The organism is Dyadobacter ginsengisoli DSM 21015 (assembly GCF_059568735.1).
The window spans coordinates 117,658-138,558 of the sequence record NZ_JCANTY010000005.1 but is presented as its reverse complement, the minus strand read 5'-3'; the positions used below and the strand labels follow the sequence as shown (position 1 = coordinate 138,558).

The 20,901-nt window shown below is 48.4% G+C and carries 19 protein-coding genes; 8 read left to right on the top strand and 11 right to left on the bottom strand.

Translation table 11 applies throughout. The features are described 5' to 3' along the window. Positions 1-246: 246 nt before the first annotated feature. The 3 genes from BP71_RS19120 to trxA all read left to right on the top strand — a co-directional run bounded on the left by BP71_RS19120 (position 247) and on the right by trxA (position 5,044). Entirely contained in the window at positions 247-918 is a 672-nt protein-coding gene (locus tag BP71_RS19120; protein WP_496382103.1) for a DUF2461 domain-containing protein, read from the top strand. A 57-nt stretch (positions 919-975) separates the two neighbouring features. Beyond that, the gene (gene dnaE / locus BP71_RS19115; RefSeq protein WP_496382101.1) at positions 976-4,626 is read left to right on the top strand and encodes a DNA polymerase III subunit alpha; all 3,651 of its coding nucleotides are present in this window, start codon (positions 976-978) and stop codon (positions 4,624-4,626) included. A gap of 85 nt (positions 4,627-4,711) precedes the next feature. After that, positions 4,712-5,044: a thioredoxin gene (gene trxA, locus BP71_RS19110; protein ID WP_295922486.1), complete on the top strand. Its 333-nt coding sequence runs from the start codon at positions 4,712-4,714 to the stop codon at positions 5,042-5,044. A 208-nt stretch (positions 5,045-5,252) separates the two neighbouring features. Here the strand turns inward: trxA and BP71_RS19105 are convergent, their stop codons facing one another. Further along, complete coding sequence (locus BP71_RS19105) at positions 5,253-5,927, bottom strand: DUF8737 domain-containing protein (RefSeq protein WP_496382098.1); 675 nt, start codon at positions 5,925-5,927, stop codon at positions 5,253-5,255. A gap of 150 nt (positions 5,928-6,077) precedes the next feature. Then, entirely contained in the window at positions 6,078-6,239 is a 162-nt protein-coding gene (locus BP71_RS19100) for a hypothetical protein (RefSeq protein WP_496382096.1), read from the bottom strand. Positions 6,240-6,308: 69 nt separating this feature from the next. Between BP71_RS19100 and BP71_RS19095 the strand changes: the two genes are divergently transcribed. Further along, positions 6,309-6,494 (top strand): hypothetical protein, encoded by a 186-nt coding sequence (locus BP71_RS19095; protein WP_496382094.1) that lies wholly within the window; start codon positions 6,309-6,311, stop codon positions 6,492-6,494. 171 nt (positions 6,495-6,665) lie between these two features. Here BP71_RS19095 and BP71_RS19090 read toward each other — a convergent pair whose 3' ends face one another. From BP71_RS19090 to BP71_RS19060, 7 genes are all read right to left on the bottom strand, one after another. Then, positions 6,666-7,544, bottom strand: coding sequence for an aldose 1-epimerase family protein (locus BP71_RS19090; RefSeq protein WP_496382092.1), 879 nt, complete (start codon positions 7,542-7,544; stop codon positions 6,666-6,668). A 4-nt stretch (positions 7,545-7,548) separates the two neighbouring features. Beyond that, positions 7,549-8,760, bottom strand: a complete 1,212-nt coding sequence (locus BP71_RS19085; RefSeq protein WP_496382090.1) for an aspartate aminotransferase family protein — start codon at positions 8,758-8,760, stop codon at positions 7,549-7,551. Between the two features lie 56 nt (positions 8,761-8,816). Beyond that, positions 8,817-10,010 carry a hypothetical protein gene (locus BP71_RS19080; protein ID WP_496382088.1) on the bottom strand — a complete coding sequence of 398 codons (1,194 nt, stop codon included), beginning with the start codon at positions 10,008-10,010 and terminating at the stop codon, positions 8,817-8,819. After that, positions 10,003-10,845, bottom strand: a complete 843-nt coding sequence (locus BP71_RS19075; RefSeq protein WP_496382086.1) for a type 1 glutamine amidotransferase — start codon at positions 10,843-10,845, stop codon at positions 10,003-10,005. Before BP71_RS19075 ends, BP71_RS19080 begins: the two co-directional genes overlap by 8 nt. A gap of 118 nt (positions 10,846-10,963) precedes the next feature. Then, complete coding sequence (locus BP71_RS19070; protein ID WP_496382084.1) at positions 10,964-12,064, bottom strand: carboxylate-amine ligase; 1,101 nt, start codon at positions 12,062-12,064, stop codon at positions 10,964-10,966. A gap of 27 nt (positions 12,065-12,091) precedes the next feature. After that, entirely contained in the window at positions 12,092-13,351 is a 1,260-nt protein-coding gene (locus BP71_RS19065; protein ID WP_496382082.1) for an ATP-grasp domain-containing protein, read from the bottom strand. 29 nt (positions 13,352-13,380) lie between these two features. Continuing rightward, complete coding sequence (locus BP71_RS19060) at positions 13,381-14,091, bottom strand: esterase family protein (RefSeq protein ID WP_496382080.1); 711 nt, start codon at positions 14,089-14,091, stop codon at positions 13,381-13,383. 152 nt (positions 14,092-14,243) lie between these two features. On the opposite strand from BP71_RS19060, the gene BP71_RS19055 reads away from it, so the two are divergent. Next, positions 14,244-15,014: an alpha/beta hydrolase gene (locus BP71_RS19055; RefSeq protein ID WP_496382078.1), complete on the top strand. Its 771-nt coding sequence runs from the start codon at positions 14,244-14,246 to the stop codon at positions 15,012-15,014. Here the strand turns inward: BP71_RS19055 and BP71_RS19050 are convergent. After that, positions 15,011-16,036 carry an acyl-CoA reductase gene (locus BP71_RS19050; protein WP_496382076.1) on the bottom strand — a complete coding sequence of 342 codons (1,026 nt, stop codon included), beginning with the start codon at positions 16,034-16,036 and terminating at the stop codon, positions 15,011-15,013. The genes BP71_RS19055 and BP71_RS19050 overlap by 4 nt on opposite strands. Positions 16,037-16,165: 129 nt before the next feature. Here BP71_RS19050 and BP71_RS19045 point away from each other — a divergent pair, with 129 nt between their 5' ends. The 3 genes from BP71_RS19045 (at position 16,166) to BP71_RS19035 (ending at position 19,441) form a co-directional block, all read left to right on the top strand. Continuing rightward, positions 16,166-16,513 (top strand): 4Fe-4S binding protein, encoded by a 348-nt coding sequence (locus tag BP71_RS19045; RefSeq protein ID WP_496382074.1) that lies wholly within the window; start codon positions 16,166-16,168, stop codon positions 16,511-16,513. A 348-nt stretch (positions 16,514-16,861) separates the two neighbouring features. Continuing rightward, a complete protein-coding gene (locus tag BP71_RS19040; RefSeq protein ID WP_496382072.1) occupies positions 16,862-18,064 on the top strand; it encodes a porin in 1,203 nt (400 codons plus the stop codon). Positions 18,065-18,121: 57 nt separating this feature from the next. Then, positions 18,122-19,441: an ammonium transporter gene (locus tag BP71_RS19035; RefSeq protein ID WP_496382070.1), complete on the top strand. Its 1,320-nt coding sequence runs from the start codon at positions 18,122-18,124 to the stop codon at positions 19,439-19,441. A 99-nt stretch (positions 19,442-19,540) separates the two neighbouring features. Here the strand turns inward: BP71_RS19035 and mtaB are convergent, their stop codons facing one another. After that, entirely contained in the window at positions 19,541-20,869 is a 1,329-nt protein-coding gene (gene mtaB, locus BP71_RS19030; RefSeq protein WP_496382068.1) for a tRNA (N(6)-L-threonylcarbamoyladenosine(37)-C(2))-methylthiotransferase MtaB, read from the bottom strand. Between the last annotated feature and the right edge of the window lie 32 nt (positions 20,870-20,901).

The following is a 20,901-nucleotide window of genomic DNA, read 5'->3' as shown; positions in this document are numbered from 1 at the left end:
ATCCGGTTTAAGGGCTGGTTTTACGAAAAGCTCCTTTCTTAAGTTGGGTCTGCTTGTCCCGGCATTCTTTCATCGGAATCGGGACGGCAGCTTTCTCACCCTTCTCATATGCCCAAAACCGGACCTTCATAGCTCTCAGCGGGTTAGCAGTTTTGGGCAAGCATCAGCCATTTCTTAATCCCAAAATTCGTTAAATTGAATCAGAAAACGTAGTAAATTTGAATTTTATACCTTCACCAACGAGTCATGGATTCTAAAACACTTCACTTTCTCAGTCAATTAGCAGAAAATAACAACAGGGACTGGTTTCAGGCAAACAGGAAATTGTACGACGCAGCCAAGGCAGACATGGAAAAGCTGGTTGGCTACCTGATCACCGAGGTTGGCAAGTTTCAGGACCTGGGGAATGTGCAAGTGAAGGACTGTCTGCTCCGCATTAACCGCGATATCCGTTTTTCGAAAAACAAGGCCCCATATAAAAATAATCTGGCTGCGGGAATCGGGCCGGGTGGAAAGAGCTCCGGGAAAATCGACTATTATTTGCAGATACAGCCGGGTGACCAGTCGTTTCTTGGTGGAGGCATGTGGGATGTGACCACCGAGCAGCTGGCGCGTTTCCGGCAGGAAATCGATTACAATGCGGCTGAATTGAAAAATATCATCGAAGAGGATGAGTTTCGGAGCTATTATCCTGAAATACATGGTGAGTCTTTGAAAACAACGCCGAAGGGTTATCCCAAAGACCATCCGGAAATTGAGCTGCTGAAACGTAAGCAGCTTTTCTTCATGCACCGTTATACGGATAAAGAGGTGGCTTCAAAGGACTTTGGAAATGATATCGTGAAAGGGGTCCAATTGCTTAAACCTTTTACCGATTATATGAATTATGTATTGTATGAAGAGGCTGAGGAACTTTAATTATTTCCTGAGAGAAATTCAAAAATAGGCAAGACGCATCGCTCCAAAACATATTATATGCAATTTTCCCATTTACACTGCCACACTCAGTTTTCGCTGCTCGACGGTGCCGCGGACATCAAGAAACTCTTTAAAAAGGCCAAGGAAGATAAGATGCCCGCCGTGGCCATCACCGATCACGGCAATATGTTTGGTGTGTTCGAATTTGTGGCGGAAGGCAACAAGCAGGGGATCAAGCCTATTGTCGGCTGCGAGTTTTATGTTGTCGAAGACAGGCATGTGCGTCAGTTTACCAAGGATAAAAAGGATGTCCGTTTTCACCAGCTCTTACTCGCCAAGGACGAGGTCGGGTACAAGAACCTCGTGAAAATGTGCTCGCTGGGATTCATCGAGGGCATGTACGGGAAGTATCCCAGGATCGATAAGGAGCTGATCGTCAAGTACCACCAGGGGCTGATCGCTACGACCTGCTGCATTGGTGCGATGGTCCCCAAAACCATTATCCGACAAGGGGAAGAGGCAGCAGAGAAAGAATTCAGGTGGTGGCTCGACCTTTTTGGCGATGATTTTTATGTCGAATTGCAGCGGCACGACATTCGCGACCAGTATATTGTTAACGAAGTACTGCTCAAATTTGCGCGGAAATACAATGTGAAGGTTATCTGTTCCAATGACTCACATTATGTGGACAGAGAGGACTGGAATGCGCACGATATCCTGTTGTGTATCAACACCGGGGATAAGCAAAGTACGCCCTCTGCCAAGGATTTTGACGACGATAAGGGCATTCCGAAAGGCTCGCGTTTCGCATTCTACAACGATCAGTTTTATTTCAAGAATACCAGTGAAATGCTGCAACTGTTCAACGACCTGCCCGAGTCGCTGGACAATACCAATGAGATTGTCGACAAGATTAAAACGCTGGATCTTCGGAAAGACATCCTGCTCCCGAACTTTCCGATCCCGGACGAGTTTAAAACACATACATTATCTGAGATGGTGGGTAAAAAGGAGCTTACCGCCGACGTGCTCAATCAATGGGAGTATCTCAAACACCTGACTTTCGAAGGAGCAAAGTTTAAATATGGCACGATTACCCAGGAAGTTGAAGATCGCTTGAATTTTGAGTTGAACACGATCCGGAATATGGGCTTTCCGGGCTACTTCCTTATCGTGGCGGATTTTATCGATGCAGGTCGCAAAATGGGTGTTTTTATCGGGCCGGGCCGTGGCTCGGCAGCTGGGTCCGTGGTGGCGTATTGCACGGGGATCACCAATATCGATCCCATCAAGTATGACCTGCTGTTTGAGCGTTTCCTGAACCCGGACCGGATCTCACTGCCCGATATCGATACGGACTTCGACGACGAGGGCCGTCAGCGGGTGATCGATTATGTGGTTAAAAAATATGGTTACAATCAGGTTGCACAGATCGTGACTTACGGCACGATGGCCGCCAAATCGGCGATCAAGGATGTGGCGCGCGTGATGGACTTGCCCTTACCCGATGCGAATGCACTGGCCAAGCTGGTGCCCGATAAGCCAACCTACAACATGACGCTCAACCGGATCTTCACCGCGCCGCTGGAAGGGGAGGGGAGTTTGATGAAAAAGGAAGGCATTGCTCCTGAGGAATTGGATAATGTGAAGAAAATGCGCGCCATAGCATTGGGTAACGACTTGCAAGCGAGTGTTTTACAGGAGGCAAGGCGATTGGAGGGCACTGTGCGTAACACGGGAATACATGCGGCAGGGATTATCATCGCTCCCAGCGACCTCACCGAGATCATCCCTGTCAGTACGTCCAAAGATTCGGACTTCCTGATCACACAATATCAGGGGAAGATCATCGAGGACGCAGGTGTGATCAAGATGGACTTTTTGGGTCTGCGAAACCTTACGATCATCAAGGAGGCGCTGCGGATGATCAAAAATAACTATGATATCGACATTGTGATCGATGACGTGCCGCTGGACGATCCCAAGGTTTTTGAATTATTCCAGCGGGGAGAAACCAATGCGATTTTTCAGTTCGAATCCGATGGGATGAAGAAGCACATGCGCGACCTGATCCCTGATCGTTTCGAGCACCTTATCGCCATGAATGCCCTCTATCGGCCTGGTCCGATAGCCTATATCCCGAACTTTATCCGCAGGAAAAACGGCCAGGAAGAGATCACGTACGATTTACCCGAATTAGAAGAATACCTGGCTGATACTTACGGAATTACCGTGTATCAGGAGCAGGTGATGCTTTTGTCGCAGAAGTTAGCCGGCTTTACGAAAGGTCAGGCGGATACATTGCGGAAGGCGATGGGTAAGAAGCAGATCGAGACGCTGAACAAGATGAAAGGCGACTTCATGAAAGGCGGGGCGGAAAGGGGGCTGGACGCAAAAAAGCTGGAAAAGATCTGGACGGACTGGGAAGCTTTTGCATCTTATGCATTTAACAAATCCCATTCCACCTGTTACGCTTTTGTTGCTTACCAGACGGCCTACCTGAAAGCGCACTATCAGTCGGAGTATATGGCGGCGGTATTGACGAGCTCCCTGGGCAGCATCGACAAGATCACGTTCTTCATGGAAGAATGTAAAAATCTCGGTATCACTGTTCTGGGTCCCGATATCAATGAATCGGAGCGGCAGTTTGGGGTGAACAAAAAGAAGGAAATTCGTTTCGGGCTTGCTGGTGTGAAGGGAAGTGGTGACGCCGCCGTAGAGTCGATCATCGAAGAAAGGACTGCGAATGGTCCGTTTAAGGATGTATTCGATTTTATGACTCGCGTCAATCTCCGGACGGTCAATAAAAAGACATTGGAAAGCCTTGCTTATGCGGGTGCGTTCGATTGCTTCACGGATTATCATCGCGCGCAGTACTTTGCGGTGGAGCAGGGCGAAACCGGCACATTTATCGAGAAACTGATCCGGTATGCGAATAACTACCATGCGGAGAAGTCTTCGGCGCAGGCGTCCCTGTTCGGGATGTTGGGCGACGGTGGCTCCACGCTGGCAAAACCCAAGCCGGCGGATGTCGGAGAATGGGACGACCTAGCCAAACTACGTTACGAACAGGAAGTGGTAGGCTTTTACATTTCCGGACACCCGCTGGATACTTTCCGCGCGGAGCTGGACAATTTTTGCAACTGCACGCTTGAAAAAGTAATGGAAATCCATGAAGGCGAGCGTGCGCCGCGGTATTTCGGCAAAGATATCAACGTAGCCGGTATCGTTACGAGCGCACAGGAGAGGATGTCCAAAAATGGTAGCCTCTTCATGATCTTTAAAATAGAAGATTATCAGGGTGCCATGGAAATGCTGATCGGTGGCGAGGACTATATTCGTTTTAAAAACTACCTGCAGGTGGGGCAGTTCCTGTACATCAAAGGGAAGGTGCAGAACCGCTGGAAGCAGGAAGACCAGTTTGAGTTCAAGATCTCGCAGATACAATTGCTGCCGGAAATCATGGAAAAGATGTGCAGAAAGATCAAAATCAACCTTACGCTGGATCAGATCGACGCACAGTTCATTCAGGTCCTTAATGATACCTTCGGAACTTACCCCGGCGGATGCCAGGTAAGTATGACGGTGAAGGACCCTGAGACGCATATTGAGGTAGAAATGTTGTCCCGCGGTTACCGCGTAGCACCTAGTAGTGAGCTGTTTAAGGTGCTCAGGGGGTTTCATGGTGTAAATTTCTCATTAAACTGATTTGTATTGATTTTGGTGAGGAACTTTTAGTTATTAATATTCCTTATTAACGCAGATTGATAAATAACAATTAGACACTTAAAACATGGGAAAAGCACTTGAAATTACCGATAGCACTTTTGATGAGCTCATCAAAGGGGATAAGCCAGTACTTGTAGATTTTTGGGCCGAATGGTGCGGGCCTTGTAAAATGATCGGACCCGTTGTTGAACAACTGGCTGGTGAGTACGATGGCAAAGCTGTTATTGGTAAAATGGACGTGGATATGAATTCGTCGGTACCTGCTAAATTCGGTATCCGCAGTATCCCTACTCTGATGATTTTCAAAGGAGGCCAACTGGTAGATAAAGTAGTAGGCGTTGTTCCCAAAACAACCCTGGAAGATAAATTGAATGCTCAGATCGAAGCGACCGTTTGATAATCGTTGTGATTTGTGAAAGAGTTTAAAGCCCCGGTGACGGGGCTTTTTTCTTAAAGTCTCTCTCCCCGAACAGACAAAGTAATCTCGTGATCTCAGATCGGTCTAAGCAATTTTCTCTTAGAGAAAAATTTTTTCTACGTGCTCTTGGCAACAGCTGTGGGTGCTTAGCGTCTGTTATCAGTTTTGTTTACGGGGTATAGTCCACCTAAAAAAGCCTCGACCTTTCTATTTTCATAATTGCCGCAACATGCGCAAACAATACCGCAGGAACAATGAATGACGGCAGCAGCACAAACGGGGCTTTAAGAACGGCCACATTCGGCTGATCGAATGCAAATTGCTGGAATGGGGTAGGGGCTGAAAGGATCGCCCGAACGACGATGTTGAATAGCAAACCCAGGCAGGCGACATTCCAGATCAGCAATCCCCTGTTACCGATCATGCCCCTGCCATATGCCAGCCAAACCATCGGCGCGGTAATACCCGAAATAATATCCGGATTACTGCCTTCGAATGTCATCAGCCGCGGAATTTTCCCCATTTCAAAAAGGTAAAACAATGCAAGCTCCACTGCGATTCGGACCGTGTGGAGTAATGTGAGGTATTTCAATGAATTGCCGTCGACCAGTCTTTTGCGTTGGAAAACTGCCAGATAGGCGATGAAAAGTACGGGTGGCAAGATAGCCAGTGCAAAATGTGGCGGCATACTGGTCGTGTCGAGGTAAAATCCATTCGCGCTCAGGATTATTTGTAGCGGCAGCCAGACCAATGCTAAAAGCCACAGGAACCACGCAGCGTTTGTGGCCCGGTAAAGCAAAATCCATGTGGCGATTGCGATGACAATAAAGAATGTCGGAAGGAATAACGGATTGATATCCATTGTAATTGATTGATTTTCTGGGTAAATAAAACCAATCGTCTCCCGAAAAATCTTGCCAAATGACAATTAATGCAGATCACCTGTGACACTGACTTCTCCCAACAATCAATGCCCAAACCTGACAAAGAACAACCAGCAACGCTCATCATCCTACTTTCCCGAAATTTCCTTCCTGATCCGGCTGAGCGAGGTATCAGTAATGCCGAGGTAGGACGCAATCGCACGCAACGGTGCATGTTGGAAAATATCCGGGCTGGTTTGAAGTAGTTGCAGGTAGCGGGTTTCCGCGGTTTCCGTGATGGTCGATAGCATACGGGATTTCAAATGTGAGAATCCCCGGACCAGAATGCTCCTGCCGAATTCGCGGAACTCGGGTAACGCGTGAAACAACTCGTTGAGCGTCGCGTATGTGATCGCAATGCCTACGCAGGGCGTAAGCGCCTGTATGTTCTCGCGCGAGGGTATCCGGTGGAAAAAGGAGGATATTTCAAATACGACCTGCTGTGGCCCGTGAAAGCCCGTTGTGATATCCTTACCGTCGGGGCCAGGGCGAACGACCGCATATAACCCTCCGTCAGAAAAACGTATTCGTTCGAAATCGAGCCTTCTTTTAGCAAAAAATCACCTTTGCTGAAATGGATCTGGTAAAATTTTTCCGAAATGTCCGATGCCATTTTCACGGGCATTGGATAGGCTTTTGTTATAAAGTCAACGAGTTTTGAGCGCTCTGGCGAGAGGCTATTCATTGATCTCAATACTAAAACTTGCCCCGAAAGTACCCCGGGCTTCCAATTTCAAAATCCCTTCCTTTGTTTCAAAATTCTGGTCCGAATCGGCGTTGTCGGCGATACCCAGCCAAGGCTCGATACAAACAAAGTGGCCGCCTGGTTTGGCCCAGATACCGAGATAGGGAAAGTCCGGGTAATGCACGGTGATGACTTGCCCGGATTTAGTGCTTCTCAGGCTTACTTGTTTTGAAATTAAATGTTTGAAAATCAAAGCATCATTGTCGAACAAATGAGCGTTCAGATGCAGGATGTTGGTGTGTTCCAAAACCGGTTTGGTCGTACTTCCAACCAGTCCGTTTTTTTCGAGCAGCCAGGTGGAATCGTTTTCGACAGCCTCGAATTCCAGATAGTAATCTTCATACACCTCGTCGTCGTGTAATGGGCATTTGAAGGCAGGATGCCCGCCAAGTGAGAAGAGCATTTGCTTGTCTCCGTGGTTAATTACTTTGTGATCGACGATTACCCTGTTTCCTTCCAGTTTGTAAGTGATCGTGAATTCGAATTCAAAAGGATATATCGCGAGCGTTTCTTCGCTGTATTTTAATGTAAATGTAAGACTGTCGGTGGTTTGATTGGTCAGTTTTACATGGGGGTTGTTCCGCACCATTCCGTGACGCGGCACAGCATATTCACCGCCATTGTATTTGACAAACCCATTTTTGATCGCACCGATCACCGGAAAAAGTACAGGTGCGTAGCTGGCCCATACCGCCGGATCGGCATTCCACATAAACTCCTTGCCGGTTACGGTCGATTGTATCTGGCACAACTCGGCACCGGTTTCCTGAACAGCAATTTTCAGGTGGTCATTTTGAATGGAGTAGTTCATATATTTAAGAATTCAGGACGTCGAGAATGATCGAGCAGGCTTCCCTGATCTGCTCTTCGGTGATGGTAAGTGGCGGAGCAATCCGCATGGAGTTGTCGCAAAACAGAAACCAGTCGGTGACTACACCCTGTTCTATGCATCGATCGATGGTTTCTTTCAGTTTTTCAAAAGATTCCATTTCTGCCGCAAGCATAAGGCCTTTTCCGCGGATTTCCTTGATTTTGGGATGAATTAATAATGATTTGAACAGCTCGCCTTTATCGACCGCAGCTGTGGAGAGGTTTTCGTCGATGATAACACGCAACGCCGCCAGCGACGCAGCGCAACTGACCGGATGCCCTCCGAAAGTCGTGATATGCCCCAGTATTGGGTTGGTTTTCAATACTTTCATGATCTCGCGGGAGGCCATGAATGCACCGATGGGCATTCCGCCACCCATTCCTTTGGCGCTGAGTAAAATGTCCGGGTAAATGCCGTACTGTTCAAACGCCCAGAAACTCCCCGTCCTGCCAAACCCGGTCTGGATTTCATCGAGGATCAGCAAGGTGCCGGTCGCTGTGCAGCGCGCGCGCAATGCATGCATATATTCATGCGTGGGAACGCGTACACCCGACTCCCCACCAATGACTTCGATAATGACTGCGGCGGTCTGCTCCGAGATACTTTCCAGATCAGGCAGGTTGCCATGCCGGATGTGTTTTACACCCGGTAACAGCGGCCTGAAGTTTCTTTTGAAAAACTCGGCGCCTGCCAGGCTCAGCGCACCCTGTGTGGCGCCATGGTAAGCATTATAGCAGGAAATGAGTTCCTTTCTCTTGGTAAAGCGTTTGGCCAGTTTCATGGCGCCTTCCACCGCCTCAGTACCCGAGTTCGTAAAATAGACGTTATCGATCAACCCGAAGGCAGACGGATGAGGCGTGGCAACATGTAAGGTATCTGTCAGGGCTTTGGCGAGCTGAATCTGGCTGCTCTGTACATACTCCCCGTAAACGAGCAGGTGCATGTGCTTGTCCAGCTGCGCATGAATGGCTTCCAGTACCCGGGGATGCCGGTGCCCGACATTGCTGACACCGATGCCGGAAATGAGGTCCATATAGGATTTCCCATCGGGTGAATACATGTAAACGCCCTCAGCCTTTTCAATTTCAAGGGCAAGCGGAAAATCGGAAGTTTGCGCCAGGTGGTCAAAAAAATGCTGGCGATGTGAAATATGCATTCGGAAATGTTGGATACTTTTTAAAAGTTTAATACTTTAAAAAAGTGGCCGGATGTTTAATGTTCAAAAAAACTGGCGCTGCCGCCAACCCAGGTAAAATCCTTATTGTATCTTACCCCGATCATTTCGCCCCGGCTCAACCGGCTCAGACTGATCAGTAATTCGGGCCGGGATGCATGATCGGGCCAGCCGTACATCATTCGTATTTCGCATTTGACAAGACCGTCCGGTGCCTGGATCACGGGCTCGTATGCCACTTTTCGCTGCAAGATATAATTTTCCGGGTCAAGAATGGCTTCCAGAGCCTGCTTATCGAGATGTAATTGCACTCCTGCGCCTGCAAACGAGAAAAGGGGTTTCAAAACATAATTTTCCAGGTCTGCGGGAAATTCTCCCTCATAGTGGCTAAGAAAATGTGTTTCCGGTACAAATTCACTATTCAGGAACGGCATAGCGAATTTGCTGATCCTGAAAAACCAGTTGGGGTGACCTACCCAGTGTACATCAACGTCGTCGGTGAAGTGGTAGCTGGTCTGCAGACCGGGATAACTGAAGAGGTCGTCGAAGATGAGGCGGTTGTAAATGCGTTTGACCCTTACTTTCCGGCCCTCATTTTCGTAGAACAACGACCGCCCTTCCCGGATTAATTTCGTGTAGCAGACCGCCTTGATGCCGAGCATCCGTTCGGTGACGGCAAAATCGATCCGCGTTTTTTGCTTTTCAGGAAAAATTTCGAGTAGTATGACATTTTCGGGTTGTTCGTCACCCAGGATCAAAGTCCTAAGCTTTGATACATAGGCGTCTTCGGATTCGGCATTGAACAGGTAAGTAAAGTTCTCTTTTACATCAAAGAACTTCCTGAATGATTCAGACAGAAATGCCTGATAGCCGAATATGGAAGGAAATCCCTGCAATTCGATCAATTGTGGTTCCAGTTCACCGTCGGCATTGCGGCACACGGCATAGTCGATAGCGAGGAAGGAAGTATGCCCATTTTCGCCGGGCACGTTTTGGTTTGAGGGGACAGCGCGGTTTGTATTTTCAAGGAAATCCGGAGATAGCAACGTCTCAATGATCTCATCTGACGCGCGTATGATCTTCTCTGTGAGTTCTTTGGGTACAAAAATGGGTGTTTCGGCGACCCTGAAATCCAGCTGACCGGGAAACGCCGATTGCAGCGACGATACGAATGCTTCGTATCCTTTCTCTGTAAAAGAGTTATTGAACGTTTCCCGGGCTTGCTTATGCATAGGCTGGCTGGAATGTCTTTTGAAATGCGTTTTTCAAAAAGGTTGGGATGACGGCAGATTCCGTCATCGAAATCTTATCCGGGTCATTCAAATGTTCGATCATGTCGTTGTATTTGGCTTCGCCGTGCGCCTTGACGATGGCCTCTTTTTTATCCTCATTTAAGAAATAGCGGAGCATTCCCTCGGCGTCGGCTTCCGGGTGGAATTGGGTTCCAACAATTTCGGGCGCAAAACGGATCGCCATGACCGCCCGCTCCAGTGGGACGTGCGGCCGGATCTTTTCCAGGCACAGCAATTTCGCGCCCATACTATCGAATGCGAACTGGTTGGCCTGGGTAACCTGGAAGTCACGCGAATCGACAATCCAGAATGGATCGCTCAATGCAGCCAATAATGCGTCTTTCCGACCGGCAGAGGTTTTATGCACCGGGAACGTCCCGAAGGATGTCTTTCTTCTCTTGCTCACAGCGGCCAGCTGCCAGTGAATACAGGCCATCTGGAATGAATGGCAAATGAGAAACAAATGCTTTTTGATGCGGTTACGCCGGTTAGCATTGTAAGTCAGTATTTTGTCCAGAAAGCCAAAAAACTTCTTTTCCCACGCTTCGCCCGCTGGGGACGGATTGCCCGGCCCACCCGTGGAGATATAGGCATCGAAGTCCATGCCTGGTACTTCGGCCTTTTGTCTTACATCAAAAACGATGAATTCGACGGGCACAGCTTCCTGCTCTCCGAATGCGTTGATGATCTTCTTGATACATCGCATTCCTTCATTGGGGTGTCCGTTGTACATATCCAGGATCGCGATCCGGAAATGTTTGTGATTAGTGGTCATCTTATCGGTGGCTGATCGTGTCAGCAAATCAGCCGTTAGTTATAGAATCGGGTAACCTATTTGAAACAAACATCGCGGTGAATAGTTCGGGTTTGAACCTAAATGATTGATTTTATTCTTAATCAAGCCCGATTCGGGTCTCTGAAACGATATAATCTACAACGTCGTTAAGGCTCCCGGTTTGTTCGAATACAGCTAGCTGACGGTCTGCTCCCGTGCCCATTTCAAGAATCTGGTGGATGTATTCGACTTCCTTGCGGCTGTCGAGCTCGTCCACTACGTCATCGATAAATTCGAGCAACTCGTGGATGAGTATTTTATACTCCACTTCTTCCTGTTTCCCGAAGTCTATAAGCTTGCTGCTGATCCCGTACCGTGCTGCACGCCATTTGTTTTCATTGATGAGCATTCGGCGGTAGGGGCGGAAGCTCAGATTCTGGCTGTGGAGTTTATGGATCTTCGCGACAAGCGCCTGCATGATCGCCGCCAGGCAGATGGTCTCGTCTGTGCGCATAGGCACATCACACATGCGGAACTCGATGGTGTTGAAAAAAGGGTGTAAGCGGATGTCCCACCAGATTTTTTTACCGTTGTCGATACAATTCGTTTTGATGAGCAGGTCGATATATTCATCGTATTCTGCTGCGCTCGAAAAGAAATCGGGTATACCGGTTCGGGGGAATTTGTCGAAAACCTTGGACCGGTAAGACTTAAAACCCGTGTTCCTTCCGCACCAGAATGGCGAGTTCGTCGACAACGCGTAGATATGCGGCAGGAAATAACGAACGGCATTCAGGATCTGGATGCCTTCGTTCCGGGTTTCGATCCCGACATGGACGTGCAGCCCGAAAATCAGGTTACCTCGGGCAACATCCCGCATCTCATCGATAATCTGGTCGTAGCGGGGATCAGGGGTAATGAGCTGGTCGACCCAATCCGCAAACGGGTGCGTCCCGGCGGCTGCCACCTGCAGGTTTTGCTTGTCGGCCAGGTCCAGGATCATCTTACGCAGATAGGTAACCTCCTCCCGCGCTTCCCGGATGTTGTGACAGATATTTGTACCCACCTCCACCACTGCCTGATGCATTTCCGCCTTGACGCGTTCTTTCAATGTTATTTTCCCATCCTCAACCAGCTTTGACATATGTGACCGGAGGTTCCGCGTAACCGGGTCGATGGTCTGAAATTCTTCTTCAATGCCCAGAGTGAATGTTGCCATAATGCAAAGCGGCTGAATTTTAGTTTGTCAGGATTTTTTCAATTTGGAATTTTTGGCGGGTGCCTTGGTGACTGCCGCTTTGGTAGTGGGCACTTTTGGTTCCGGTTCGGCGACTTTTTCCGTTTTAGCCTTCGCTTCTACCGGTTTGGAGGTCTTTTTAGGAACAACCGCTTTTACCTTGACTTCTGTGGCCGAAGGCGTCGTCTCAGCAACTTTAGCCGGTTTCGGCGCAATGGCCTTGGTGGGTTTTGCCGGGGCGGGTGTTTTGGCGCTGGCAGGTTCGACTGATTTTGCGGGCGCTGGGGCTTCAATTTTAGGTGCTGCCGGTGCCGGAACGCTGTTCACAGCCTGGTTAATGAATGTACCCCAGGTCAGGTTAATCTGTCCGGGAACCTGTTTCCGGGCACGTTCGATCGCCATATTGGCTGCGGCTTCTACTACCCACTCAAAATTATCGCGGCCCACCGAGTAAATGTCGGCATCCGGAGCCGGATTGCAGAAGTCGATCGCATAAGGAATGCCATCCCGCACAGCAAATTCCACGGTATTGAAGTCGTAGCCTAATGCGATATTAAGCTTCAATGTGTAATCCCTAATGGTTTCCAACAGTTTTTCGCGTTCCTCGTCCTGCGCTTTCAGGTCGGCTGCGTAGCGCAAATGGTGCGGGTTGCGGGGCTCGTAGGGCATAATCAGTACTTCTTTCTGGCCAATGCAGTAGCAGCGCACATAGTCGTCGAATACGATTTCTTCCTGCAACATCATCACCAGCTGGCCGGTTTCCTCATGTTTAATCCACATATCCTGCGGGTTTACCACGCGATAGACGCTCTTCCAGCCGCCTCCGTCATGCGGTTTCATGTAAGCCGGAAATCCTACATATTGAAATATTTCTTCCCAGGCCATCGGAAATGCGAGATTCCGGAACGAAGTTTCTGAGGTATTCTCAGGGCGCTGTTTGGAGGGCAGCAAAACCGTTTTCGGCACAGGTACGCCTATTCTTTCGGCTAATGCATTGTTAAAGAATTTTTCGTCGGCGCTCCACCAGAACGGATTGTTGATCACCGCTGTGCCCGAAAGGGCGGCATTCTTTAAATAGGAGCGGTAAAAAGGCACGTCCTGCGAAATACGGTCGATGATCACCGCGTATTCGGTAGGTGCTGCCTGAATTACTTTATCAATGGTAACGGCTTCCGCAATGATGCCTTCTTCATTTTTACTGTTGATTCGTTCGATAAACGCGTTCGGGAAGGTGTTTTCCATTCCAAACAGGATTCCAATCTTTTTCATATAAAGGTTTTGAGTTGTGTTTTTGGTTGTTACAAGACGATCCGCGACAGGTAGTCGGGGAACATTTTATTCCAGAGCGGCCAATCGTGCTTTTCCCATCCACGGACGTCGAGCCAGTGTTCGATACCGTTGGCGCTGAGGATGCCGGACATCCGCACATTGCTGTCCAGGCAGATATCCCAGTCGGAAGTGCCGAGCACGATTTTCATGTGGCCGAAGCGCCAGCCTTGTTCATTGGGCATAAAATCGATCGGGTTATTGAAGTAAACCAGGTCGTCATAATATCCATCCAGAAAACTACGGATATCGAATGCGCCGCTCATGCTGATCAGGTAAGCGACCTGGTCGGGGTGTCGAAAAGCGAAATTAGCCGCGTGAAAGCCGCCGAAACTGCAACCCGCAACGCCAATTTTGCCGACATTACATTCATTCTTGATATAAGGTACCAGCTCGTTTTTGAGGAACTTGTCGTATTGAACGTGGTTGGCGACCCGGTACTCCGGATTGAGGTGCTTTCCATACCACGAGTCGGCATCGATCGTGTCCACACAATATATTTTGTACCTGCCGGATTCGACGAGCCATCGTACGGATTCGATCAGACCCATGTCCTTAGCCTGGTAATATCGGCCCAGCGTCGTCGGGAAGAGCAGGATGGGGTAGCCCCAGTCGCCGTACACAAGCATCTCCACGTCTTTGTCGAGATGATGAGAATAGTATTTAATATGCTTCTCTTCCAAACAAAGATGTTTTTATAGTTGATAAATGAAATATACAAAACAAATCATAGGAAGCAAATTATTAACTTTCGGGTTTTATTTTCATCCATAGTCGTCCATTTGCAGTGAATTCAGCCGTTTCTTCTCAAAAAATAATACCTGTCAACATCGCCTTGTCCTCCATTTATCTCGGGCGGGACGTAACGGTTACGATTCTGCTTCCGCAGGCATTTAGTGCCTCAGAGCGTTATCCGCTGGTGCTTTTCAACGACGGGCAGGATTTCGAGGAGTTGCAAATGGCCGAGACGGCAGCGGCAATGTTGTCGGCAGGAAAGATAGCTCCGTGTGTGATCGCGGGTATCCACGCGAATGACGCGCGCATATACGAGTATGGGATCGCCCGCCAGTCCGACTATGCGGGCAGGGGCACCAGGGCCGGTGCGACCACTTCTTTTGTGGTGCGTGAGCTGATCCCGCATCTGACTGCGCATTACTATACGAGAGCGAGCGGGATTACCTATGCAGGTTGTTCGCTGGGTGGCCTGATGGCGCTGGACGTGGTCTGGAATCATCCAGAGCTATTTTCGAACACAGGCGTTTTCTCGGGCTCTCTCTGGTGGCGCCAGAAGGCGCTGGACGAAGGTTATTCGGAAACCGACCGCATTATGCACAGGCAGATCCGCGAAACGAAAAAGGTCTCTCCCGTGAAATACTGGTTTCAATGCGGCACCTGGGACGAATACGATGACCGGGACGGCGATGGGGTGATCGATTCGATACAGGATACACTCGAATGTATTGCCGAACTGGAAAGGAAAGGGTATAAATGGGGAACTGATATCCGGTATGTGGAGGTGAAGGAGGGGATGCATAATCCGGAGACCTGGGCGAAAGCCCTTCCGGATTTCCTCGAATGGATATCAGGAAGGGCAGGGAAGGGCTAACCTATCTCCGAAAGAAATGCCATCGTATCGATGGAATCGGCATAATCGTCCAGGGCTGGCAGCTGGGCTACGCCGAAAGGAATGACACCCGCAATGCCGGTCGATTGGTCGCCTATAATGCACTGAATTTTTTCCTTCGATTCTGCCAGTATCTGTTGCGCATCTTCCAGGGAGTTGTAAGTTTCGTAATGAAGTACGCTGATCGCCGACACCAGGGTCTGGCTTTCAGTAATGAGCAGGAAGTTATTGTCAAAATGCGGGACCCGGTTCACCAGGAATATCGACTTGTTGTATTCGTAATTGTTAAAATACTTGTGGTGATTGATGTAATCCGGCGCCATATCCTCGATGGCTTCATAAAACTTGGTAAAATCATATCCAGCCGGAACCAGCAGTTTGGACACATTGCGGCAGCCCAGGCCAAAGTATTGCAATATATCGCTTCCCAGCGCCCTCAGTTCCCCGGTAGTTTCACGACCTGTCAGTATGGCTACCGACGTACGGTTCTTACGGATAATATGTGGTTTCTTGGCAAAATAGTAATGGAAGTAACGGGCCGTATTGTCGCTGCCGGTGGCAATATATGCGTCGGAATCGTTTAGGCGCTCCACAAAATGGATCGAATCAGCGAACTCCGGTTCAATTTCTATGAGTTTATCCAGCATGGCACGGACCAGAACCTGGTCGTCGGAGCTGGGTTTAGCCATCAAGATGTGGCCGCTGATCAGCACGCATAGCGCGTCGTGGAAACCTACGGCAGGGATGTTCCCTGCCATTACTACGCCTACTTTCTGCGGATTCACGGGTTCGGGGTACTTTTTAGTCCATTTTTGGAGCTCGCCAGCGTCGAGGTACCGGGTCGCGATTGCATGCAGCGAACGGGAGACATTGGCGGGGATAAACCAGTTATTTTTACTTTTCGCCCCCTCAATCCATTCTTCTAAGACCGATTCGTTCTGTTTTTCATGGATGAACTGGCCCAATCTGGCGAATGCATTTATCCTCCGAATTCTTGATATCATTCTACTGTGACTCTAAAAAGTTTAACTGTAAGTGCCGTTTTTATTTTTCTGATTGTTGGGAAACTATAAATAGTTATATTTGTTACTCTAAACAGAAGAATAGCAACAAATATAAACAATCCGGCGACTATGGCTATAATGATAACCGATGAATGCATAAATTGTGGGGCGTGTGAGCCAGAATGCCCGAATACCGCAATTTATGAGGGAGGTGTAGAATGGACTTGGGGAGATGGAACGAGTTTGGATGAGGTAGACTTTGGCGACGGTACTGTGGTAAGCGGCAAAGAAAAGCAGTCCCCGGTCTCTGACGAATTTTATTATATAGTTACAGATAAATGTACCGAGTGTGTGGGTTTTCATGAAGAGCCTCAATGTGCTGCGGTATGTCCGGTAGATTGCTGCGTACCGGATCCGGACAATGAGGAAGAAGAAGAAACTTTGCTTGCCAAAAAAGCATGGATGCATGGTGAATAAAAACCTGCTGACCCTATAAGAAACCGAAGCCTGCTGATTAGCAGGCTTTTTTTGTGCCCTACTGGCACTAAAAATGTCATTATAATAATAAAATTTCTTATTAATTCCAATCAATTGTTTTGAAGAAAATTTCGTTTTGAACTGAATATACAGAATATTAATTTTTTGATTAAAATGTCATTTTTGCCAATTTTGTGTTTAAAAAACTATAAAAAACATGACAAAAATCAGAAAATTGGATTTTTTGATATAAATTTCACGTATATTATTTGATAAATATAATTTAAGTACAATATTTGATCCAGTAATGCAGCCGGAGAGTAATATTAACTTAAACAGAATATAATTATGAAAAAAGTCTATTGCACAGTATTATCTTTGATGGTTCCTTTTTTGGGTTTTGCGAAGTCGGAAGAAGAGAAAAAGGCGGTGAAGGCAGATACGGCAGTGGTGACAGAAGCCAAGGACGAGGAGGAGGCCAAGGGAGCATTCGCATTCTCGGGTTACCTGGACTCCTATTACATGGCTAATTTCAACAAACCAACTTCCCGCTCTAACATGGGTGCCACTAATGCACGCGTGTTCGACCAGAAATCGGGTCAGTTCTCTCTGGGCCTTGTACAGGCTAAGGTGGCTTACACCAACAGCAAGTCGGAGGCAGTGGTGGATCTGACTTTCGGTCCGAACGCCAACATGGGTAATTATGGAAACGCATTGTTCAGCACCGCGCTAGCGATTAAGCAGGCATACTTTACATACAAATTCACGGACAAGTTCTCTATGACTGCCGGACAGTTCGGAACACATATCGGTTATGAAGTGATCGACGCGCCGGCCAACTTTAACTACTCACTCTCTAACCTGTTCAACAATGGCCCGTTCTACCATGCAGGATTGAAAGCCACTTACGCATTTTCTGACAAAGCTTCTCTGATGGTGGGTGTGGTAAACAATGTGGATGGCCTGGGTGATAACAACCGAGCCAAAGGGATCATCAGCCAGTTGTATTTCAAACCGGTTGAAAACTGGAATGTTTACCTGAACTATATCGGAAGCAACGAAGCGAATCCCGATTCAGTGACAGGTAAGCAGCTGGATGGTTTCTACCAGGTGTTTGACCTTACCACAAGCTTCCAGATTACTGAAAAATTCCTGTTGGGCCTGAACGCCGCGTACGGATCTCAAAAAGGTGATTATCAGGGTATGGGTGGTCCAGTCAAGACGGAGTCATGGGGTGGTGTTGCAGTATATGCCAACACCGCGATCACCGACAATTTTGGAATCGGCGCACGTTACGAGTACTTCAACAATGATAATGGCGTACGTGGCTTGCTTACCCCCGCAGGTGCAGGCACGAAGGTAAATTCTGTTACCCTGACCGGTAACATCAACCTGGCAGACGGACACATCCTTGTTAAACCTGAATTCCGCCTGGACGCATATCCTAAGTTGAGCGGTGCAGGAGAAGCACAGCAGTTTCAGGATTCAGACGGCAAATGGACCAAAAACAGCCAGACGACGTTTGGGCTTGCATTCATCTACAAGTTCTGATCCCGACGCATTTCACACGAATACCTTCTTAATCTAATACAATAACAATTTACAACAATGGAAAAACGTAACTTTATCCCACTGATTATTCTCCTGGTAATCAGCATCCTCGGCGCCTTCGTCCCCAATGTTCCGACACAGATCGTGACGGAGGGTATCAATTCGGGTGACACTGCGTGGATGCTTGTTTCAGCCGCGCTGGTATTGCTGATGACCCCTGGTCTGGCGTACTTCTATGGAGGAATGGTCAACACCAAAAACGTCATTTCCACGATGCTCCAGAGCTTCATCGCGATGGGTGTGATCAGTGTGATATGGATAGTTTTCGGTTTCAGCATCGCATTTGGTGAGGACATTGGAGGTTTTATCGGTAACCCGATGACACACTTTATGTTCAAAGGCGTATTGGACGGCCCGGTTTGGGGTACCATTCCTTTCGCTCTGTTCGCAATGTTCCAGTTGAAGTTTGCAGTGATCACTCCTGCGCTTGTAACCGGTTCGATGGCTGAACGTATCAACTTCCGCTCTTACGTTCTTTTTATTATCCTGTTCTGTGTTTTCATCTACTCGCCGCTTGCCCACATGACATGGCATGCAGATGGTCTGCTTTTCAAAATGGGTGTGCTTGACTTCGCTGGTGGTACCGTGGTTCACATGTCTGCCGGTTGGGCTGCTTTGGCGGGTGCTTTGTACCTGAAACGCCGCAAATCTCTGCTGGAAGATCACGTATTGCCTCCTGCAAACATCCCATTTGTATTGTTGGGAACGGGTTTGCTTTGGTTCGGATGGTTCGGTTTCAACGCCGGTTCAGCTCTGACAGCTTCTCCATTGGCGGTTTCAGCTTTCGCTACTACCAACACTGCTGCTGGTGCTGCGGGTCTTGCATGGGTTCTTTTTGACGCTGCAAAAGGTAAGAAAGTATCTGCTCTTGGATTCTGTATCGGTGCTGTGGTTGGTCTTGTAGCCATCACGCCTGCTGCCGGTTTCGTAACGGTACCTGCGTCCCTGTTCATTGGAACTGTGGCTGCGATCATTAGTAACTATGTGGCTCACCTGCGTACCCGTTCAACTTTGGATGATACATTGGATGTGTTCCCTTGCCACGGTGTAGGTGGTATGGTAGGTATGCTGATGACCGGTATTTTCGCAACAAGCGGTGTTAACTCGCTGGTAGTAGACCAGGGTCTGGCATTCGGCGAAACCAAGTTGTTCATCAACCACGTGATCGCCCTGGTAGGTGTGTCGGTATTCGCATTCGGAGGTTCATTCCTGTTGCTGAAATTGGTCGATCTCATCCTTCCGCTCCGCGTTTCAGAACAAGACGAGAAAGCCGGTCTGGATGTAAGCCAGCACGACGAGTTCCTTGTAGAAGCTTAATCTTGCCAATAACCTATACAGATCGAAAAAGCCTGGCCATTTGGCCAGGCTTTTGTTGTAACCCAGGACTTAGGTCCTGGGCATAGACAGACATGCAGACTAGTGCACCAGGATCTCCTCTGCAACCTCGACAACTTCCATCAAGCTATCTTCATTGATGTGGTCGTAACGTACCTCTTTGGTTTCGTTGATCAGCAGCGGATCGTATTTAACGGCTACACGGACGTAGTTAGCAGTAAATCCGAGCATTTGACCGTTTTGGATTTCATCTTCAAACAGTACGACGCCCTCCTTGCCAACCTGGCTTTCGTAGAAAAATCTTTTCTTTTTGTCGGAAAGAATATGTAGCATTTTGGAACGCTCAGCTCTTTCGCTTTTCGGGACAATGGGGCGAATTGCCAGCGCACTGGTGTTCTCTCTTTCGGAATAGGTGAATACGTGCAGGTACGAAACGTCCAGCTCGTTCAGAAAACGATAGGTTTCTTCAAATAGCTCCCTGGTCTCTCCGGGATGTCCTACGATGACATCTACGCCAATACAGCAATCCGGCATCAGCGACTTGATCTTCGCTACACGTTCCACGTAAAGCTCACTTTTATAGCGACGCTTCATCAGGGCGAGCACCTTGTTGGAGCCCGATTGCAGTGGAATATGAAAATGCGGGGCAAATCGTCTGGATTGTGCTACGAATTCGATGATCTCATCGGTCAGCAGGTTAGGTTCAATCGAAGAAATGCGGAACCGTTCGATGCCTTCCACTTCGTCCAATGCCTTAATCAGGTCCAGGAACGTTTCCTCGCGAACACCATTGCGCAAACCAAAGTCGCCGATGTTCACACCGGTCAATACGATTTCTTTCACATCGCGGGCGGCAATATCGCGGGCTGCTTTCACGATGTTTGCAATGCTGTCGGAACGACTTTTCCCGCGTGCGAGCGGGATCGTGCAGTATGCGCACGGATAGTCGCACCCGTCCTGCACTTTCAGGAACGTGCGCGTGCGGTCGTTGAGCGAGTAGGAGGTATGGTATTCGATCGCGTGATCGATGCTGGACGCAATAACCTGCGCCGGCTGTCCTGTTGGTGTTTTTTCAAAAGTATCGATTAATTCTACCAGCCTGAACTTCTCGGCGGCACCCAAAACAGCGTCCACACCCGGAATTTCTGCAATCTCCTGTGGTTTTAGCTGGGCATAGCAGCCGATGATCGCCACATAGCCGTCCGCATTGATTTTTTGTGCTTCCCGCACGATCTTACGGCATTTTTTGTCCGCATTCTCCGTGACCGAGCAGGTGTTGATGATAAAAATATCCGGGTTTTCGTTGAACTCCACTTTGGAATAGCCCTTCGCCTCGAACATCCGTCCGATCGATGAAGTTTCCGAGTAATTCAGCTTGCAACCCAGTGTATAAAAAGCGACTTTTTTCATTGTTTTCAAATATCCTGCAAAATTACACCTTT

Excerpts from the sequence above, each read along its gene's own strand:
- BP71_RS19070 (WP_496382084.1), bottom strand. The coding sequence starts at position 12,064 with ATGGCAACATTCACTCTGGGCATTGAAGAAGAATTTCAGACCATCGAC.
- BP71_RS19065 (WP_496382082.1), bottom strand. The coding sequence starts at position 13,351 with ATGAAAAAGATTGGAATCCTGTTTGGAATGGAAAACACCTTCCCGAAC.
- BP71_RS19035 (WP_496382070.1), top strand. The coding sequence starts at position 18,122 with ATGGAAAAACGTAACTTTATCCCACTGATTATTCTCCTGGTAATCAGC.
- BP71_RS19085 (WP_496382090.1), bottom strand. The coding sequence starts at position 8,760 with ATGCATATTTCACATCGCCAGCATTTTTTTGACCACCTGGCGCAAACT.
- BP71_RS19080 (WP_496382088.1), bottom strand. The coding sequence starts at position 10,010 with ATGCATAAGCAAGCCCGGGAAACGTTCAATAACTCTTTTACAGAGAAA.
- BP71_RS19090 (WP_496382092.1), bottom strand. The coding sequence starts at position 7,544 with ATGAACTACTCCATTCAAAATGACCACCTGAAAATTGCTGTTCAGGAA.
- BP71_RS19050 (WP_496382076.1), bottom strand. The coding sequence starts at position 16,036 with ATGATATCAAGAATTCGGAGGATAAATGCATTCGCCAGATTGGGCCAG.
- dnaE (WP_496382101.1), top strand. The coding sequence starts at position 976 with ATGCAATTTTCCCATTTACACTGCCACACTCAGTTTTCGCTGCTCGAC.
- BP71_RS19120 (WP_496382103.1), top strand. The coding sequence starts at position 247 with ATGGATTCTAAAACACTTCACTTTCTCAGTCAATTAGCAGAAAATAAC.
- BP71_RS19040 (WP_496382072.1), top strand. The coding sequence starts at position 16,862 with ATGAAAAAAGTCTATTGCACAGTATTATCTTTGATGGTTCCTTTTTTG.
- BP71_RS19045 (WP_496382074.1), top strand. The coding sequence starts at position 16,166 with ATGGCTATAATGATAACCGATGAATGCATAAATTGTGGGGCGTGTGAG.
- BP71_RS19105 (WP_496382098.1), bottom strand. The coding sequence starts at position 5,927 with ATGGATATCAATCCGTTATTCCTTCCGACATTCTTTATTGTCATCGCA.
- BP71_RS19075 (WP_496382086.1), bottom strand. The coding sequence starts at position 10,845 with ATGACCACTAATCACAAACATTTCCGGATCGCGATCCTGGATATGTAC.
- mtaB (WP_496382068.1), bottom strand. The coding sequence starts at position 20,869 with ATGAAAAAAGTCGCTTTTTATACACTGGGTTGCAAGCTGAATTACTCG.
- BP71_RS19100 (WP_496382096.1), bottom strand. The coding sequence starts at position 6,239 with ATGCTATCGACCATCACGGAAACCGCGGAAACCCGCTACCTGCAACTA.
- trxA (WP_295922486.1), top strand. The coding sequence starts at position 4,712 with ATGGGAAAAGCACTTGAAATTACCGATAGCACTTTTGATGAGCTCATC.